Source organism: Pseudomonas vranovensis DSM 16006, assembly GCF_000425805.1.
In the GTDB taxonomy this organism is placed as follows: domain Bacteria; phylum Pseudomonadota; class Gammaproteobacteria; order Pseudomonadales; family Pseudomonadaceae; genus Aquipseudomonas; species Aquipseudomonas vranovensis.
Window position 1 is genome coordinate 42,788 of record NZ_AUED01000001.1, and the last position, 17,896, is coordinate 60,683.

Annotated in this window: 13 protein-coding genes; 7 read left to right on the forward strand and 6 right to left on the reverse strand. The window is 62.2% G+C overall.

Translation table 11 applies throughout. From position 1 onward, the window contains the following. Positions 1-25 precede the first annotated feature (25 nt). The 4 genes from pabB to rloA all read right to left on the reverse strand — a co-directional run bounded on the left by pabB (position 26) and on the right by rloA (position 4,554). The gene (pabB, locus tag H621_RS0100210) at positions 26-1,369 is read right to left on the reverse strand and encodes an aminodeoxychorismate synthase component I (protein WP_028941440.1); all 1,344 of its coding nucleotides are present in this window, start codon (positions 1,367-1,369) and stop codon (positions 26-28) included. A 130-nt stretch (positions 1,370-1,499) separates the two neighbouring features. After that, complete coding sequence (locus tag H621_RS0100215; RefSeq protein WP_167332091.1) at positions 1,500-2,477, reverse strand: alpha-L-glutamate ligase-like protein; 978 nt, start codon at positions 2,475-2,477, stop codon at positions 1,500-1,502. 2 nt (positions 2,478-2,479) lie between these two features. Beyond that, the gene (rloB, locus tag H621_RS0100220; protein WP_028941442.1) at positions 2,480-4,012 is read right to left on the reverse strand and encodes an osmotic stress tolerance membrane protein RloB; all 1,533 of its coding nucleotides are present in this window, start codon (positions 4,010-4,012) and stop codon (positions 2,480-2,482) included. A 5-nt stretch (positions 4,013-4,017) separates the two neighbouring features. After that, entirely contained in the window at positions 4,018-4,554 is a 537-nt protein-coding gene (rloA, locus tag H621_RS0100225; protein WP_028941443.1) for a retropepsin-like aspartic peptidase RloA, read from the reverse strand. 292 nt (positions 4,555-4,846) lie between these two features. Between rloA and H621_RS0100230 the strand changes: the two genes are divergently transcribed. The 6 genes from H621_RS0100230 to prpD all read left to right on the forward strand — a co-directional run bounded on the left by H621_RS0100230 (position 4,847) and on the right by prpD (position 13,205). Then, on the forward strand, positions 4,847-5,557 hold the full coding sequence (locus tag H621_RS0100230; RefSeq protein ID WP_028941444.1) for a GntR family transcriptional regulator: 711 nt from the start codon (positions 4,847-4,849) through the stop codon (positions 5,555-5,557). Continuing rightward, positions 5,554-6,444, forward strand: coding sequence for a methylisocitrate lyase (prpB, locus tag H621_RS0100235; RefSeq protein ID WP_028941445.1), 891 nt, complete (start codon positions 5,554-5,556; stop codon positions 6,442-6,444). Before H621_RS0100230 ends, prpB begins: the two co-directional genes overlap by 4 nt. Before the next feature lie 79 nt (positions 6,445-6,523). Then, positions 6,524-7,651, forward strand: coding sequence for a bifunctional 2-methylcitrate synthase/citrate synthase (gene prpC, locus H621_RS0100240; RefSeq protein WP_028941446.1), 1,128 nt, complete (start codon positions 6,524-6,526; stop codon positions 7,649-7,651). Positions 7,652-7,809: 158 nt separating this feature from the next. Continuing rightward, complete coding sequence (acnD, locus tag H621_RS0100245; RefSeq protein WP_028941447.1) at positions 7,810-10,398, forward strand: Fe/S-dependent 2-methylisocitrate dehydratase AcnD; 2,589 nt, start codon at positions 7,810-7,812, stop codon at positions 10,396-10,398. A gap of 84 nt (positions 10,399-10,482) precedes the next feature. Then, positions 10,483-11,673, forward strand: coding sequence for a 2-methylaconitate cis-trans isomerase PrpF (gene prpF / locus H621_RS0100250; protein ID WP_028941448.1), 1,191 nt, complete (start codon positions 10,483-10,485; stop codon positions 11,671-11,673). Between the two features lie 47 nt (positions 11,674-11,720). Next, positions 11,721-13,205, forward strand: coding sequence for a 2-methylcitrate dehydratase (gene prpD / locus H621_RS0100255; protein WP_028941449.1), 1,485 nt, complete (start codon positions 11,721-11,723; stop codon positions 13,203-13,205). Positions 13,206-13,344: 139 nt separating this feature from the next. Here the strand turns inward: prpD and acnB are convergent, their stop codons facing one another. Continuing rightward, positions 13,345-15,945 carry a bifunctional aconitate hydratase 2/2-methylisocitrate dehydratase gene (gene acnB / locus H621_RS0100260; RefSeq protein ID WP_028941450.1) on the reverse strand — a complete coding sequence of 867 codons (2,601 nt, stop codon included), beginning with the start codon at positions 15,943-15,945 and terminating at the stop codon, positions 13,345-13,347. 407 nt (positions 15,946-16,352) lie between these two features. Between acnB and H621_RS0100265 the strand changes: the two genes are divergently transcribed. After that, positions 16,353-16,820 carry a DUF1289 domain-containing protein gene (locus H621_RS0100265; protein ID WP_028941451.1) on the forward strand — a complete coding sequence of 156 codons (468 nt, stop codon included), beginning with the start codon at positions 16,353-16,355 and terminating at the stop codon, positions 16,818-16,820. 103 nt (positions 16,821-16,923) lie between these two features. Here H621_RS0100265 and H621_RS0100270 read toward each other — a convergent pair whose 3' ends face one another. After that, complete coding sequence (locus H621_RS0100270) at positions 16,924-17,787, reverse strand: universal stress protein (RefSeq protein WP_028941452.1); 864 nt, start codon at positions 17,785-17,787, stop codon at positions 16,924-16,926. Positions 17,788-17,896: the final 109 nt, after the last annotated feature.

Genomic DNA, 17,896 nt, shown 5'->3' on the forward strand with positions numbered 1-17,896 from the left:
GGAGCGGGCTTGCCCCGCGATGCGTTCAAAGCCACTGCAACGTCCTGAGCAACACCTTCACCTTGGTAATCGACTCTTCATACTCCGCCTGCCAGTCCGAGTCGGCCACCACCGCCCCCCCGCCCCAGCAGTACACCTGCCCATTTTTGACCAGCAAACTGCGAATGGCGATGGAGCTGTCCATCTCGCCACGCACGTCCACATACAGCAACGAGCCGCAGTACAGCGCCCGACGGCTGGGCTCCAGTTCGTCGATGATCTGCATGGCGCGAATTTTCGGTGCGCCGGTGATCGAGCCGCCGGGGAAGCTGCCGGCGATCAGGTCCAGAGCGTCCTTGTCGGCGGCCAGCCGGCCAGTGACGCTGCTGACCAGGTGATGGACATTGGGGTAACTCTCCAGGCTGAACAGCTCCGGCACTTTTACCGAGCCGATCTCGCAGGTGCGACCCAGGTCGTTGCGCAGCAGGTCGACAATCATCAGGTTCTCGGCGCGATCCTTTTTGCTGGCCAGCAGTTCGGCGCCATTGCGGACATCCTCTGCGGTATCGGCGCTGCGTGGCCGGGTGCCCTTGATCGGCCGGGTTTCCACCTGGCCTGCACTGACCTGGATAAAACGCTCCGGCGAGAAGCTCAACAGGGCGCTGCCGTCGGCCAGCAGCTGGAAGCCCGAATAAGGCGTCGGGCAAGCCTGGCGCAGGGCCTGGTAGGCATGCCACGGATCGCCCTGGCAGGGGGCTCGAAAGCGCTGGGTGAGGTTGATCTGGTAGCAGTCGCCGGCATGGATGTACTGCTGCACCCGGTCGAACGCCTGGCGATAGTCCTCGGCGCTGATGTCACCGCGCATCGGCGCCTGCAGGGAAAAGTGCGCTTGCTCGTTCGTCGCCGGGCCTTCAAACAGTGCAATCAGGCGCTGGCGCTCGGCCTCGGCCAGGCTTGGGTGAAACACCAACTGGCTCTGCGTGCGCTTGTGATCGCTGATCAGTGCCCAGGCGTAAAGGCCAAGGTGTGCGTCTTCCAAGCCCAGGTCGTCGACGGCAATCTCGGGCAATTGCTCAAGCCGACGGCCGAAGTCGTAGCTCAGATAGCCGATCAAGCCGCCGGCAAAGGGTAGTTCGACGGTCTCGGGTAGTTCGGCGCGGCCCAGGTGCTCGAGGCTCGCGCGCAGGCGCTGCAGGTAGGCCTCACCGCGTTCCCCGGCCTCGGGCACCAGGCTTTGCACCGGCCAGGCACTGAGCAGGTCGTAGCGGCCGCGTTCGGCGCTCGGGCGGGCGCTGTCGAGCAGCACGGCGCCGGGTGCCTTGCGGATGCGCGCAAAGTAGTCTGCAGGGTCGGCGAGGTAGGGCAGGGGATGGAGCGTACAGGTCGGCATGCAAGTGAACAGCTATGAATGCGGGGAGGCGATTGTAGTCCTGTGCAGGACATGCGCCTAGGGCTGACTGCGACCTTGAGCGCCTGGCCCACGTCAGCCGCTGTGGGCTGACGCGAACAAGGTGTTTGCATCAGGTGGAGGGTACGTGACCGAACAGCGCCTGGGCGAAGCGCACGCGCTCCTCGGCGGTCTCCTGTTTGCCGTCCTTGGCCAGTTGCTCCAGGTGAGCCTCGATGGCGTGGGTACGCTTGGTCAGGCCGCAATCGTTGGCAATCTGGATGTTCAGGCCGGGACGGGCGTTGAGCTCGAGGATCAACGGGCCCTTGTCCTGGTCCAGGACCATGTCGACACCGATGTAGCCCAGGCCGCACAGCTCGTAGCAGCCGGCCGCAAGCTTCATGAAGCCGTCCCAGTTCGGCAGTTGCACGCCGTCCACCGCGTTGGTGGTGTCTGGGTGCTTGCTGATGATGTTGTTCAGCCAGGTGCCGCGCAGGGTCAGGCCGGTGGCCAGGTCTACACCGACGCCGATGGCGCCCTGGTGCAGGTTGGCCTTGCCGCCGGACTGGCGGGTTGGCAAGCGCAGCATGGCCATCACCGGGTAGCCCATCAGCACGATGATGCGGATGTCCGGCACACCTTCGTAGCTGATGCTCTTGAAGATCTGGTCGGGGGTGACCCGGTACTCGATCAAGGCGCGGTCGCGGTGACCGCCCAGGGAGTACAGGCCGGTGAGGATGCTGGAGATCTGGTGCTCGATTTCTTCGTGGCTGATGATCTTGCCCGAGACCGTGCGGTAGCGGTCCTCGAAGCGATCGGCCACCACCAGGATGCCGTCGCCGCCGGCGCCCTGGGCAGGCTTGACGACGAAGTCGTTGCGCCCGCCGATGATCTCGCCGAGTTTGTCGATCTCTTTCTCGGTGGAGATGATCCCGTACATTTCCGGCACATGGATGCCGGCCTTGATGGCGCGTTCCTTGGTGATGATCTTGTCATCGACGATCGGGTACAAGTTGCGCTTGTTGTACTTGAGGACGTAGTCCGCATTGCGCCGGTTGATACCCATGATGCCCCGGGCCTCCAGGGCTTTCCATGTTTTCCAGAGTCCGATCATCAGGCGTCAGCCTTCACGAAAGCCTTGAAGCGCACCAGCTCCGTCAGGCGGTAGCCGCGATAGCGACCCATCGCCAGCATGAAGCCGACCAGAATCAGCAGTACCGCCGGGAAGGTGAACACAAAGTACACCAGCTCCGGCACGCTCATCAGCAGGTGAGCCAGGGAGGCAGCGAACAGGGTGCCGATGGCGACTTTCATTGCATGGCCACCACCACGTTCTTCCCAGGTGATCGACAGGCGTTCGATAGTCATGGTCAGGATCACCATCGGGAACAGTGCGACCGACAGCCCACGCTCGAGGCCCAGCTTGTGGCTGAACAGGCTGATGGCGGCAATCAGCACCACCACGAAGGTCAGGACCACCGACAGGCGCGGCAGCATCTGCAGCTTGAGGTGTTCGAGGTAGGAGCGTAGCGACAGGCCAAGTGCGGTGATCACCGTGAACAGGATGATACCGAAGCCCAGCTGGGTTTCACGGAAGGCCAGGGCGATCAGTACCGGGGTAAAGGTGCCCAGGGTCTGGATGCCGATCAGGTTGCGCAGCACCAGGATCACCAGCACGCCAATCGGGATCATTACCATGATCATGAAGGTCTGCTGGGTTTGCAGGGGCAGGCCGTAGAGCGAGTATTCGAGGAAGTCGGCGTCGGTGTTCTCGTCGGTCAGCTTGGCCAGGCGGATGGCGTTCATCTCGCTGTTGTTGAGGCTGAAGCTGACGTTGGCTTTCTTGCCGCCATCGACGGTGATCAGGTTGTCGTCACCGGTCCACCACAGCAGGCGGTCGGTCGGCAGGCCTTGCTCGCCGGTATCCGGGTTGAAGTACAGCCAGTCGGTGCCGTTGAAGCTGCGCAGCCACAGCTCAGGGGTTTGCGGCTGGTCGGCGACCAGGCGGATGGTGTGGACCTTCTCAACCGGCACGTGGGCAATGGACAGCAGCAGGTCGATGACCTTGGCCTTGTTCAGCGACGAGGTGTCGCCGGCCAGCAGCAGCTTGACGTTGTCGTCGTTGAGGTTGTTGACCCGCTTGATGGTCTCGCTGACAAAGGTCTCGACGTCGGCCGAGTGCTGGCGGATCGGCGCCATCAGGGCTTCGGCGGCGATCTTCTCCGGGCCTTCGACAGCGAGGCTGTCGCGGAAGGTCGGGCCCTTGATCTTGGCTTTTTCGGTGCTGTAGCGCTTGGTCAGGACCAGGCGGTAGTACAGGGTCTGGTTGCCGCTGGCGCGACGGGCCGACCAGGTGACCTTGCGGTTGCCGTCGACGCGGTTGACGCTCACCCCGTAGTTGTTGGAGATGAAGCTCTCGTTGAGGCTGACATAGTCACGGCTCAGCGGTGGCACGAACATCTGTACCTTGACCGGGTCCTTGGGGTTGGCGACGAACTCGACCTTGGCATCGATGTTCCACAGGTCGTCGGTTTCGTCTTCGGTCACCGGGATGCCGAGGAAGAAGATCTGATAGGCCGTGACAATGATGCCCAGTAGCACCAGTACGGTGATCAGGACTTTCAGATGAAGGGTAAGAGAGCGCATCGGGATTACTCTGCGGTGTGAGCGTCAGGGGCGCAGGCAGGTTTGCCGGCCGCGTATTTAAGGCTTGGGTCGACCAGTGCATCGAAGTGTTTGAGTGCCTCCGAGCCGATCAGCAGCGGGTACTGGAACGCGCTGCGGTCGGTGAGGTTCACTTCGATGACGCGTTTGGCCGTCCCCATGCAGATGTTCATTTCAATCACTGGACGGGCGGTGTAGGCCTTGCCTTCGTCGGGGTTGTAATCGCCGGCGCGGCGCTTGATCTTGCTGACGCGGGCCAGGGGTCGTTCTATCGGATGCGCGTGGGCGGCGTCAATTGCCAGGTAGAAGCGCACCCAGGACTCGCCGTTGCGCTTGAAGCGCTTGATGTCGCGGGCGCTGAGCGAGGCGGTCTTGGCCCCGGTATCGAGCTTGGCGGCAACCTCCAGGTCGATATCGGCAAGGCGGGCATATTCATTAAGGCCGTACACGGTCTTTTCCGCGGCCTGGCTCAGGGCAGGCAGGAAGAACAGGCTGAACAACAGTGGGAGGGGCGTAAGTCTCATAAATCCTGGCGCGGTGCTGTGCGATGTTCGGGTCAAGGCCACTGGCAGTATTGCGCAAGCTTCCTCGTTCATCTGTCAGCAACACAAATTGATGACAGGCACACTATTCATGCCTCGTGTGAGGCGCGGCATTCTATCACGCTGGTGTGCTGGCGCCAGCGGCTGCACTCAGACAACGCCGGGGACAGTGAAGTTCGTTCTTAGACGATTGTCGACAATGTTTATTTTGTCTTTGACTCTTGCTGTCGATTTGGCTAGTTTTGGCCTCATTGATTTACGAGGTGTCGACAATATGCTGGACACAGCCCAAGCCCCCGGCGCAGTAGCAGAGGATTCGGAAACCCTCTCTGAAAACGTCTTCCGGCGTATCCAGGCCGCCATCGTCAAGGGCGAGATCGCCCCGGGCAGCAAGATCTCCGAGCCTGAGCTGGCGCGCACCTACGGCATCAGCCGTGGGCCGCTGCGCGAAGCCATCCACCGTCTTGAAGGCCAGCGCCTGCTGGTGCGCATCCCGCATGTCGGGGCGCGGGTGGTGTCGCTCAACCATGCCGAACTGATCGAGCTCTACGAAATTCGTGAGTCCCTTGAAGGCATGGCCTGTCGCCTGGCTGCCGAGCGTATGAGCGTAGCCGAGATCGATGAGCTGCGACGGGTGCTCGATACCCATGAGCGTGACGCCACCTTCCAGGCAGGCCTTGGCTACTACCAGCAGGAAGGCGACTACGACTTTCATTACCGGATCATCCAGGGCAGCGGTAACCGCACCCTGGTGCAGATGCTCTGTGGCGAGCTGTATCAGTTGGTGCGCATGTACCGCATCCAGTTTTCCGCCACCCCCAATCGGCCGCGCCAGGCGTTTGCCGAACACCACCGGATTCTCGATGCCATCGCCGACCGTGACGGTGAACTGGCCGAGCTCTTGATGCGCCGGCATATCGGCGCATCCAAACGCAACATCGAGCGTCACTACCTGGACGCTTCCAGCCCACGAGGTGAGTCATGAGTCAGAAAAGCAGTCCCGGCCAGCGTTTTCGCGATGCCGTCGCCGCCGAACACCCGTTGCAAGTGGTCGGTGCGATCAATGCCAACCACGCGCTGCTGGCCAAGCGTGCCGGTTTCAAGGCCATCTACCTGTCGGGTGGCGGTGTAGCTGCCGGCTCCCTGGGCCTGCCTGACCTGGGCATCACCGGCCTGGATGACGTGCTCACCGACGTGCGCCGCATCACCGATGTCTGCGACCTGCCGCTGCTGGTGGATGTCGACACCGGCTTTGGCTCCTCGGCGTTCAACGTGGCCCGTACCGTCAAGTCGATGATCAAGTTCGGCGCAGCGGCGATCCACATCGAAGACCAGGTTGGCGCCAAGCGCTGCGGCCACCGTCCCAATAAAGAGATCGTGTCCCAGCAGGAGATGGTCGACCGCATCAAGGCTGCGGTCGATGCGCGTACCGATGACAGCTTCGTGATCATGGCGCGTACCGATGCCCTGGCCGTCGAAGGCCTGGAAGCGGCCCTGGATCGCGCTGCGGCGTGCATCGAGGCCGGTGCCGACATGGTCTTCCCGGAAGCGATCACCGAACTTGCCATGTACAAGACCTTCGCCGACCGCGTGAAGGCGCCGATCCTGGCCAACATTACCGAATTCGGTGCCACGCCGCTGTACACCACCCAGGAGCTGGCCTCGGTCGATGTCTCGCTGGTGCTGTACCCGCTGTCGGCGTTCCGCGCCATGAACAAGGCTGCCGAGAACGTCTATACCGCGCTGCGCCGCGACGGCACGCAGAAAAACGTCATCGACACCATGCAGACTCGCATGGAACTGTACGACGCCATCAACTACCACGCGTTCGAGCAAAGCCTCGACGCGCTGTTCGCCCAGAAGAAGGGTTGAACGTCTCGAACCTGTAGGAGCGGGCTTGCCCCGCGATTAGCCAGATATCCAATAACAAATTCAAGAGTGGAGAAAAACAATGGCCGAAGCAAAAGTACTCAGTGGTGCCGGCCTGCGTGGTCAAGTGGCCGGGCAAACCGCACTGTCGACCGTAGGCCAGGCCGGAGCCGGTCTGACCTACCGTGGCTACGACGTTCGTGAACTGGCCGAGCATGCCGAGTTTGAAGAAGTCGCCTACCTGCTGCTCTACGGTGAACTGCCCGGCGCGGCCCAGTTGGCCGAGTACAAGGGCAAGCTCAAGACGCTGCGCGACCTGCCGCAAGCACTGAAAGAAGTGCTCGAACGCATTCCGGTCACCGCCCACCCGATGGACGTGATGCGTACCGGTTGCTCGGTGCTCGGCACCCTGGAGCCAGAGCTGAGCTTCGACCTCCAGCACGAGAAGACCGACCGCCTGCTGGCACTGTTCCCGGCGATCATGTGCTACTGGTACCGCTTCAGCCACCATGGTGTGCGCATCGACTGCACCAGCGACGAAGACACCATCGGCGGCCACTTCCTGCACCTGTTGCACGGCAAGAAGCCGAGCGAGCTGCACGTCAAGGTGATGAACGTATCGCTGATCCTCTACGCAGAGCATGAGTTCAACGCCTCGACCTTCACCGCCCGCGTGTGTGCCTCGACCCTGTCGGACCTGTACTCGTGCATCACCGCCGCCATCGGTTCGCTGCGCGGTCCGCTGCACGGCGGCGCCAACGAAGCGGCCATGGAAATGATCGAGCTGTTCAAGACCCCGCAGGAAGCCATCAACGGCACCCTGGGCATGCTTGAGCGCAAAGACAAGATCATGGGCTTTGGCCACGCCATCTACAAAGAGTCCGACCCGCGTAACGAAGTCATCAAGGGCTGGTCGAAAAAGCTCGCTGACGAGGTGGGCGACACCGTGCTGTACCCGGTGTCCGAAGCCATCGACAAGACCATGTGGGAGCAGAAGAAGCTGTTCCCCAACGCCGACTTCTACCATGCCTCGGCGTACCACTTCATGGGCATCCCGACCAAGCTGTTCACCCCGATCTTCGTCTGCTCGCGCCTGACCGGCTGGGCGGCGCATGTGTTCGAGCAGCGTGCCAACAACCGCATCATTCGCCCGAGCGCCGAGTACACCGGCGTTGAGCAGCGCAAGTTCGTGCCAATCGAACAACGCTGAGCAAACGGCTGACGCTCCCTCCTGCGGGTAGGAGCGGGCTTGCCCCGCGAAGCGATGTCATCGATAGATCGCTATCGCAGGGCAAGCCTGCACCCACAACAGCAAGGAGGGGGTGGCCGGATTGCCTCCCGACCCTACCGTGATTGAGTCCCTGTGCCATGAATACTGAATTTCGCAAGAACCTGCCGGGCACTGGCCTGGATTATTTCGACGCCCGTGCGGCCGTCGATGCCATCAAGCCCGGCGCCTATGACCGTCTCCCCTATACCTCGCGCGTACTGGCTGAAAACCTGGTGCGCCGTTGTGCCCCGGCCAGCCTCAACGACTCGCTGAGCCAACTGATCGAGCGCAAGCGCGACCTGGACTTCCCCTGGTTCCCGGCCCGTGTGGTCTGCCACGACATTCTTGGCCAGACCGCCCTGGTGGACCTGGCCGGCCTGCGCGACGCCATCGCCGACAAGGGCGGTGACCCGGCCCAGGTCAACCCGGTGGTACCGGTGCAGTTGATCGTCGACCACTCCCTGGCCGTGGAATGCGGTGGTTTCGACCCGCAGGCGTTCGAGAAGAACCGCGCCATTGAGGACCGTCGCAATGAAGACCGCTTCCACTTCATCAACTGGACCAAGAAGGCGTTCAAGAACGTCGACGTGATCCAGCCTGGCAACGGCATCATGCACCAGATCAACCTGGAGAAGATGTCTCCGGTAATCCACGCCGAACGTGGCGTTGCTTATCCCGATACCTGCGTAGGCACCGACAGCCATACCCCGCATGTCGATGCGCTGGGCGTGATCGCCATTGGTGTGGGCGGCCTGGAAGCCGAGAACGTCATGCTCGGTCGGGCGTCCTGGATGCGCCTGCCTGAAATCGTCGGCGTCGAGCTGTCGGGCAAGCCGCAGCCGGGCATCACCGCAACCGACGTGGTACTGGCCCTGACCGAGTTCCTGCGCAAGGAAAAGGTCGTGGGTGCCTACCTCGAGTTCTACGGCGAAGGCGCCCGCGCCCTGACCCTGGGTGACCGCGCCACGATCTCCAACATGGCTCCGGAATACGGTGCCACCGCTGCGATGTTCTCCATCGACCAGCAGACCATCGACTACCTCAAGCTCACCGGCCGTGAAGACGATCAGGTCAAGCTGGTGGAAACCTACGCCAAGATCGCCGGCCTGTGGTCCGACAGCCTGGCCGATGCCGAGTACGAGCGCGTGCTGCGCTTCGACCTGTCCAGCGTTGTGCGCAACATGGCCGGCCCGTCCAACCCGCACGCCCGCGTCGCCACCAGCGACCTGGCCAGCAAAGGCATCGCCGGTCAGTGGGAAGACGTGCCGGGGCAGATGCCCGATGGCGCCGTGATCATCGCCGCCATCACCAGCTGCACCAACACCAGCAACCCGCGCAACGTGATCGCGGCAGGCCTGTTGGCGCGCAATGCCAACAAGTTGGGTCTGGCCCGCAAGCCCTGGGTGAAATCGTCGCTGGCACCAGGCTCCAAGACCGTTGCCCTGTACCTCAAAGAAGCAGGCCTGGACGATGAGCTGGAGCAGCTCGGTTTCGGCATCGTGGCCTTTGCCTGCACCACTTGCAACGGCATGTCCGGTGCGCTGGACCCTGTCATCCAGCAAGAAATCATCGACCGCGACCTGTACGCCACCGCCGTACTCTCGGGCAACCGCAACTTCGACGGCCGTATCCATCCGTATGCCAAGCAGGCGTTCCTGGCTTCTCCGCCCCTGGTCGTGGCCTATGCCATTGCCGGCACCATCCGCTTCGACATCGAGAAGGATGTGCTGGGCGTGGTCGGCGGCAAGGAAATCCGCCTCAAGGATATCTGGCCGAGCGACGAAGAGATCGACGCGGTGGTCAAGGCAGCGGTCAAGCCGGAGCAGTTCCGCCAGGTCTACATCCCGATGTTCACCATCGAGGAAGACACCGGTCCCAAGGTGCCGCCGTTGTACGACTGGCGCGAGATGAGCACCTACATCCGCCGTCCGCCGTACTGGGAGGGCGCACTGGCCGGTGAGCGTACGCTCAAGGGCATGCGTCCGTTGGCCGTGCTGCCGGACAACATCACCACCGATCACCTGTCGCCGTCCAACGCCATCATGCTCGACAGCGCTGCCGGCGAGTACCTGGCGAAAATGGGCCTGCCGGAAGAGGACTTCAACTCCTACGCCACCCACCGTGGTGACCACCTGACTGCCCAGCGCGCCACCTTCGCCAACCCGAAACTGTTCAACGAAATGGTTCGCGAAGACGGCAAGGTCAAGCAGGGGTCGTTGGCGCGGATCGAGCCGGAAGGCAAGGTCACGCGCATGTGGGAAGCCATTGAGACCTACATGCACCGCAAGCAGCCGCTGATCATTGTTGCCGGTGCCGACTACGGTCAGGGCTCGTCCCGCGACTGGGCAGCCAAGGGCGTGCGTCTGGCGGGTGTCGAGGCCATCGTCGCCGAAGGCTTCGAGCGCATCCACCGTACCAACCTGGTGGGTATGGGCGTGTTGCCGCTGGAGTTCAAGGCGGGCGTCAACCGCAAGACCCTGGACATCGACGGTACCGAAACCTACGACGTGGTCGGTGAACGCACCCCGCGGGCGACCCTGACCCTGGTGATCACCCGTCGTAGCGGCGAGCGTCTTGAAGTGCCGGTCACCTGCCGCCTGGATACCGCCGAAGAAGTGTCGATCTATGAAGCCGGCGGCGTGCTGCAGCGCTTTGCCCAGGACTTCCTCGAATCGGCGACCGTTTAAGGCAGGGCATTGTCGAGAGGCAAGCCCGCTCCCTGTAGGCGCGGGCATGCCCCGCGATTCCACAGCGCACTCAGGACCCCAGACATGGCTCACGTACCCCAAGTAAAAATCCCCGCCACCTACATCCGTGGCGGCACCAGCAAAGGCGTGTTCTTCCGCCTGCAAGACCTGCCCGAGCGCGCCCAGGTTCCTGGCGTCGCCCGTGACGCGCTGCTGTTGCGCGTGATCGGCAGCCCCGATCCCTACGGCAAGCAGATCGACGGCATGGGCGGTGCTACTTCCAGCACCAGCAAGACCGTGATCCTCTCGCGCAGCAGCAAGCCCGAACATGACGTCGACTACCTGTTCGGCCAGGTGTCGATCGACAAGGCCTTTGTCGACTGGAGCGGCAACTGCGGCAATCTCTCGGCGGCGGTCGGCTCCTTCGCCATCAGCGCCGGTCTGGTCGACGGCAGTCGCGTGCCGCAGAACGGCACCGCCACCGTGCGTATCTGGCAGGCCAACATCGGCAAGACCATCATCGCCCACGTTCCGATCACCAACGGTGAAGTGCAGGAGACCGGTGATTTCGAGCTGGACGGCGTGACCTTCCCGGCCGCTGAAGTGCAACTGGAGTTCATGGACCCGGCCGCCGACGAAGACGGCGAGGGCGGTTCGATGTTCCCCACCGGCAACCTGATCGACGACCTGGAAGTGCCCGGTGTCGGCACCCTCAAGGCGACCCTGATCAACGCCGGCATCCCGACCATCTTCATCCAGGCCGAAGCCATCGGCTACACCGGCACGGAACTGCAGGACGCGATCAACAGCGACCCGCAGGCACTGGCCCGTTTTGAAGCCATCCGTGCCCACGGTGCCGTGCGCATGGGCCTGATCACCCACGTAGACGAAGCTGTCAAGCGCCAGCACACCCCCAAAGTTGCGTTCGTCTCGCCGCCTGTAGCCTATCAGTCGTCCAGCGGCAAAACCGTGGCCGCCAGTGACGTTGATCTATTGGTACGGGCGCTGTCGATGGGCAAGTTGCACCACGCCATGATGGGCACCGCTGCTGTTGCCATCGGTACCGCTGCCGCCGTGCCGGGCACCCTGGTGAACCTGGCGGCCGGCGGAGGCGAGCGCAGCGCCGTACGTTTCGGGCACCCGTCGGGCACCTTGCGTGTTGGCGCCGAGGCTCGCCAGGTGAACGGTGAATGGACTGTAACCAAAGCAATCATGAGCCGCAGTGCTCGCATACTGATGGAGGGCTGGGTGCGTGTACCCGGTGATGCCTTCTAACCGTTAGCGGCGCCTGGCTCCCTGTTTACCCAACAGAGAGATGTGAAATGAGTGCCAACGTTGATCTGAACAACCGTCCCGACTACGACCGGGTGCTGCAGGACATCGCTGACTATGTCCTCACCTACACCGTCGAATCCGGGGAGGCGCTGGACACGGCGCGCAACTGCCTGATGGATACCCTGGGCTGCGGCCTGCTGGCGCTGCGCTTCCCCGAATGCACCAAGCATCTGGGGCCGCTGGTGGAGGGCACGGTAGTGCCCCATGGCGCACGCGTGCCGGGCACCAGTTACCGGTTGGACCCGGTCAAGGCGGCCTGGGACATTGGCAGCATCGTGCGTTGGCTCGATTACAACGACACCTGGCTGGCCGCCGAATGGGGGCACCCGTCGGACAACCTCGGCGGCATTCTCGCGGTGGCCGACCACCTTTCACAAAAGCGCGTGGCCAATGGCGAAGCGCCCTTGAGCATGCGTGTGGTGCTCGAAGCCATGGTCATGGCCCACGAGATCCAGGGCGTGATTGCCCTGGAGAACGCCTTCAACCGCGTCGGCCTCGACCACGTGCTGCTGGTCAAGGTGGCTTCCACGGCGGTGTGCGCCAAGCTCATGGGCGCCAATCGCGAACAGCTCCTGTCGGCGCTTTCCCATGCGTTCGTGGATGGCCAGGCCTTGCGTACCTACCGTCATGCGCCCAATGCCGGCTCGCGCAAGTCCTGGGCGGCGGGAGATGCCTCCAGTCGTGGCGTGCGCCTGGCCGATATCGCCTTGCGTGGCGAGATGGGGGTGCCCGGTGTGCTCACTGCGCCGCAGTGGGGTTTCTACGATGTGCTGTTCAGCCATACCAACAAGGACCTGGCGCTCAAGCCCGAAGGCAAGCGCTCGTTCAGTTTCTCCCAGCCGTTTGCCAGCTACGTGATGGAAAACGTGCTGTTCAAGATCAGCTTCCCCGCCGAGTTCCATGCCCAGACTGCCTGTGAAGCAGCGGTGGCATTGCATCCACAGGTGCGTAACCGCTTGCATGAGATAGAGCGGATCGTCATCACCACCCACGAGTCGGCGATCCGCATCATCTCCAAGGTCGGCAAGCTGGCCAACGCGGCTGACCGCGACCACTGCATTCAGTACATGACCGCCGTGCCGTTGATTTTTGGCCACCTGGTGGCCGAGCAGTACGAGGATGAATTCCATGCCGCCCACCCGATCATCGATCGGTTGCGCGAAAAAATGGAGATCGTCGAGAACCCGCGATTTACCCGTGAATACCTGGAGGCCGACAAACGCTCGATTGCCAATGCGCTGCAGGTGTTCTTCAGCGATGGATCGAGTACCGAGCAGGTGGTGGTGGAGTACCCGATTGGCCACCGCCGGCGTCGCGCCGAGGGGGTTCCGTTGCTCGAAGAAAAGTTCAAGGCCAACCTTGCCACACGCTTTGCCGGGCAGCGGGTGGGTGAGATCTTTGCATTGTGCAAGGACCAGGCGGCGCTTGAAGCGACAGCGGTACACCGGTTCGTCGACTTGTTCGTAATCTGATCTGTAGGCGCGGCGGTGCGACCCCGCGATAGCGGTGAGCCAGTCGCATAGTAGCGCGGGGCAAGCCCGCTCCTGCAGGTTGAGCTGAAGCCAATAAAAAACCCCGCCGATTGGCGGGGTTTTTTTACGCTAAGTCAGCTTACGCTTGAACGACCGGGATGTTGGCGTTCGCAGCAGCTTCACGGAACTCGGCGATCTGGTCGAAGCTCAGGTAGCGGTAGACGTCGGCAGCCATGCTGTCGATGTTCTTCGCGTATTCCATGTACTCTTCGACGGTCGGCAGTTTGCCCAGGATCGAGGCAACGGCAGCCAGTTCGGCAGAGGCCAGGTACACGTTGGCACCATCACCCAGACGGTTCGGGAAATTACGGGTCGAAGTCGACACTACGGTCGAGTTCGCCGCTACACGTGCCTGGTTACCCATGCACAGCGAGCAGCCCGGCATTTCCATGCGCGCGCCAGCTTTGCCGTAGATGCCGTAGTAGCCTTCTTCGGTGAGCTGGTGTGCGTCCATCTTGGTTGGAGGCGACAGCCACAGGCGAGTTGGAATCGAGCCCTTGACCTTCTCCAGCAGCTTGCCGGCAGCACGGAAGTGACCGATGTTGGTCATGCACGAGCCAATGAACACTTCGTCGATCTTCTCGCCTTGAACGGTGGACAGCAGGCGGGCGTCGTCCGGGTCGTTCGGGGCGCAGAGCACAGGCTCGTTGATGTCGGCCAGGTCGATCTCGATGATCTCGGCGTATTCGGCGTCCTTGTCGGCTTCCAGCAGAACCGGATTGGCCAGCCAGGCTTCCATCGCTTGGGCACGACGCTCCATGGTGCGGGCATCGCCGTAACCTTCGCTGATCATCCAGCGCAGCAGGGTGATGTTCGACTTCAGGTACTCGGCCACTGCCTTTTCTGGCAGCTTGATGGTGCAACCGGCAGCGGAACGCTCGGCCGAGGCGTCGGACAGTTCGAACGCTTGCTCGACAGTCAGCTCGTCCAGGCCTTCGATTTCCAGGATGCGGCCGGAGAAGGCGTTGATCTTGCCCTTCTTCTCAACGGTCAGCAGGCCGTTCTTGATGCCGTAGTAAGGGATGGCGTGTACCAGGTCACGCAGGGTGATGCCTGGTTGCAGCTTGCCCTTGAAGCGAACCAGTACCGACTCCGGCATGTCCAGCGGCATGACGCCGGTGGCAGCGGCGAAGGCGACCAGGCCGGAACCGGCCGGGAACGAGATACCGATCGGGAAACGGGTGTGCGAGTCACCACCGGTACCGACGGTGTCAGGCAGCAGCATGCGGTTCAGCCAGCTGTGGATGATGCCGTCGCCTGGACGCAGGGACACGCCGCCACGGGTGCGGATGAAATCCGGCAGGGTGTGGTGGGTGTTGACGTCGATCGGCTTTGGATAGGCCGCGGTGTGGCAGAACGACTGCATGACCAGGTCAGCAGAGAAGCCCAGGCACGCCAGGTCCTTCAGTTCGTCACGGGTCATCGGGCCAGTGGTGTCCTGGGAGCCGACGGTGGTCATCTTCGGCTCGCAGTAGGTGCCTGGACGAACGCCAGTCACGCCGCAGGCCTTGCCGACCATTTTTTGCGCCAGGGTATAGCCTTTCCCGGTGTCGACAGGCTGCTCAGGCTTCTGGAACAGATCGGAAACCGGCAGGCCCAGCTCGGTGCGAGCCTTGTCGGTCAGGCCACGGCCAACGATCAGCGGGATACGGCCACCAGCGCGGACTTCGTCCAGCAGCACCGGGGTCTTCAGTTCGAAGGTGGTGATGACTTCGTCGGTACCGTGCTTGCAGACTTTGCCGGCGTGTGGGTAGACGTCGATGACGTCGCCCATGTTCAGGTTCGATACGTCGAACTCGATTGGCAGAGCGCCGGCGTCTTCCATGGTGTTGTAGAAGATCGGGGCGATTTTCGAGCCGAAGCAGAAGCCACCGGCGCGCTTGTTCGGTACGTACGGGATGTCGTCGCCGAAGAACCACAGCACCGAGTTGGTGGCGGATTTACGCGAGGAGCCGGTACCGACCACGTCACCGACGTAGGCAACCGGGAAGCCTTTGGCTTTGACTTCTTCGATCTGCTTGAGCGGGCCGATGGCGCCTTGTTGCTCAGGCACGATGCCGTCACGGGCCATTTTCAGCATGGCCAGGGCGTGCAGCGGGATGTCTGGGCGCGACCAGGCGTCCGGGGCAGGGGACAGGTCGTCGGTGTTGGTTTCGCCAGGGACCTTGAAGACGGTCAGGCTGTATTTTTCAGCGATCGCAGGCTTGCTGGTGAACCACTCGCCGGCGGCCCAGGAGTCCAGCACAGCCTTGGCGTGGGCATTGCCCGCCTTGGCTTTTTCGGCGACGTCGTGGAACGCATCGAACATCAGCAGGGTGTGCTTGAGTTGTTCGGCGGCGACGGCGGCCAGTGCTGCGTCATCCAGCAGCTCGACCAGGGTGGCGATGTTGTAGCCGCCCTGCATGGTGCCCAGCAGCTCAACGGCGCGTTGCTTGTTGATCAGCGGGGAGGTGGCTTCGCCCTTGGCGATAGCAGAGAGGAAACCAGCCTTGACGTAGGCGGCTTCGTCCACTCCTGGTGGAACGCGATTGGTGATCAGGTCGACGAGGACGGCTTCTTCGCCAGAAGGGGGGTTCTTCAGCAGCTCGACCAGGCCTGCGGTTTGTTCGGCGTTAAGCGGCTGGGGCACGATACCCTGGGCGGCACGCTCTTCGATGTGTTTGCGGTAGGCTTCAAGCACAGTTATTACCCTCATCAGTGGTCCCAAATGGGTGTCCGGGACGCTCATCCAGAAAGTCCAGCACCCGTGCGCAATACGGCTTCTTGGGCCGCGTAGCCAGGGTTGCAGGAAATCCTCACAGAAGCTGCTTTCAAAGTTTTACGCCTGTAGAACGGAGGCTGATGAGGGCTGGCGCGGGATATGCGACAGGCGAATATCCCGGGCCAACGCCGTTCTACCGGATGAACTGTGCTCGTGACGCTTTGAAAACAGCTTCCAACGGACATTTGGCGCCTTAAAAAGGCCGGGTGATTCTACGGTAAAAACTGGATAAAGGTAAGGCGCGCTGTAGGACTTTAACGAGTGACCCCCGTTAGACAAAGGGCTAACATGTCGGCCTGTTCCACCGCCAAGCTGTTGTCTTTTTCATGTCCAATCAGTCAATTAAAACGCCTTGTGTCGGCCTCTGTTCCACGGTTTACGGGGATCTGGTGTGTCGCGGCTGCAAGCGTTTTCATCATGAAGTGATCAACTGGAACGGCTACAACGACGACGAAAAGCGTGCGGTCTGGCTGCGCCTCGAGCAATTGCTGGTGCAGGTCATGGTCGCCAAACTTGAGGTCTTTGATGCCACGCGCCTGCGCCTGCAACTGGAGCAGCGCAAGATCCGCTTCGTGCCGCACCAGTCCGAATACTGCTGGGCCTACCAGCTGATCGCCCGTGGCGCGCGGGTCATACGCGACCTTGAAGCCTATGGCATGGTGTTGTTGCCGGAGTTTCGCGACTGGGAATTGCCGCAGTTGCGCGATGCCATTGATCGGGAATTTTTCCTGCTGTCGGAAGCGCATTATCAGCGCTACATCGCGCCGGGCTTTCTGAAGGATGCCTTGGGGTGAGTTCAAGAGCATCGCTGGCAAGCCAGCGCCCACAGGGTTGGTGCCTGGGGTGCTTGTGGGAGCTTGCTTGGCAGCGATGAGGTCGTGAAGGTCCGCCGGGAAGTCAGCCCTGTGCCAGCTCGGTCAGGTGTACGCGCGCCTCCTCGCTCTTGAGCACCAGTACATCACTCTCAAGCGAATCGAGTACCACCTCGGCGGTGTTGCCGATCAGTGCCCCGGAAATCCCGGTGCGCGCCACGGTACCGATCACCGTCACCACCGCCTCGTATTTCTTGGCGGTGTAGGGGATCAACACATCCGCCGGCCCTTCGGCCACATGCAGGCGATCATCCTTGATATCGAATTCGGCCTGGAAGGCGCTGCATTCCTCACGGTAGCGCTGCTCGATGGTTTCCTTCAGTTGGTACACCGGGTCGGCCGCCGACAGCATCGGTGAAGGATGGGCGCTGATGACGTGCAGATTGCCCTTGGCCAGGTTGGCGATCTCATAGCCGTGGTCGATGATGTTCTTGTGCAGCAGGCGGTGCGCTTCATCATGGTTGCCGACATCGACTGCTGCGAGGATCACGCCGCCGGTCCAGGGCCGTTCGTGCTTGACCATCAATACCGCGCAGGGGCACTGGCGCAGCAGTTTCCAGTCGGTGGGGGTGAGCAGTGCCTTTTTCAGCGGGTTGTCCGGGCGATGTTCCTTGATCACCAGGTCGCAGCCCTCGGCCTGCTGCACATCGATGATCGATTCGTGCAGGGTGTCGTGCCAGGCCTGCTCATGGGTCACGTTGTCGAAGCCATCGTCATGCAGCTGGCTGGCCAGCAGGCTGAGCAAGGCGCTGTGGTCCTGCTTTTTGTCGCACATCAGCAGATGCAGACGTGCGCCCGTGGCACCGGCGATCAGTTTGGCCCGGGTCAGCGCACGGCTATGGGCGTGTTCGGGGTCGAGTACCACCAGGATGCTGCGTACTTCTTGCATGAGCGTGAACTCCCTTCAGAAATGGCGACCAATGCCTGACTATAGTCGGCGCCAAGTGCAATGGGCGTTGATACATATCAAGCATAGTCACTGGTGATCGCCACCGCCG

What these genes read in the sequence shown, in the direction of transcription:
- prpC (WP_028941446.1), top strand. Translation starts at nt 6,524, where the DNA reads ATGGCCGAAGCAAAAGTACTCAGTGGTGCCGGCCTGCGTGGTCAAGTG.
- rloA (WP_028941443.1), bottom strand. Translation starts at nt 4,554, where the DNA reads ATGAGACTTACGCCCCTCCCACTGTTGTTCAGCCTGTTCTTCCTGCCT.
- acnD (WP_028941447.1), top strand. Translation starts at nt 7,810, where the DNA reads ATGAATACTGAATTTCGCAAGAACCTGCCGGGCACTGGCCTGGATTAT.
- H621_RS0100230 (WP_028941444.1), top strand. Translation starts at nt 4,847, where the DNA reads ATGCTGGACACAGCCCAAGCCCCCGGCGCAGTAGCAGAGGATTCGGAA.
- prpF (WP_028941448.1), top strand. Translation starts at nt 10,483, where the DNA reads ATGGCTCACGTACCCCAAGTAAAAATCCCCGCCACCTACATCCGTGGC.
- H621_RS0100270 (WP_028941452.1), bottom strand. Translation starts at nt 17,787, where the DNA reads ATGCAAGAAGTACGCAGCATCCTGGTGGTACTCGACCCCGAACACGCC.
- pabB (WP_028941440.1), bottom strand. Translation starts at nt 1,369, where the DNA reads ATGCCGACCTGTACGCTCCATCCCCTGCCCTACCTCGCCGACCCTGCA.
- H621_RS0100265 (WP_028941451.1), top strand. Translation starts at nt 16,353, where the DNA reads ATGTCCAATCAGTCAATTAAAACGCCTTGTGTCGGCCTCTGTTCCACG.
- rloB (WP_028941442.1), bottom strand. Translation starts at nt 4,012, where the DNA reads ATGCGCTCTCTTACCCTTCATCTGAAAGTCCTGATCACCGTACTGGTG.
- prpD (WP_028941449.1), top strand. Translation starts at nt 11,721, where the DNA reads ATGAGTGCCAACGTTGATCTGAACAACCGTCCCGACTACGACCGGGTG.
- prpB (WP_028941445.1), top strand. Translation starts at nt 5,554, where the DNA reads ATGAGTCAGAAAAGCAGTCCCGGCCAGCGTTTTCGCGATGCCGTCGCC.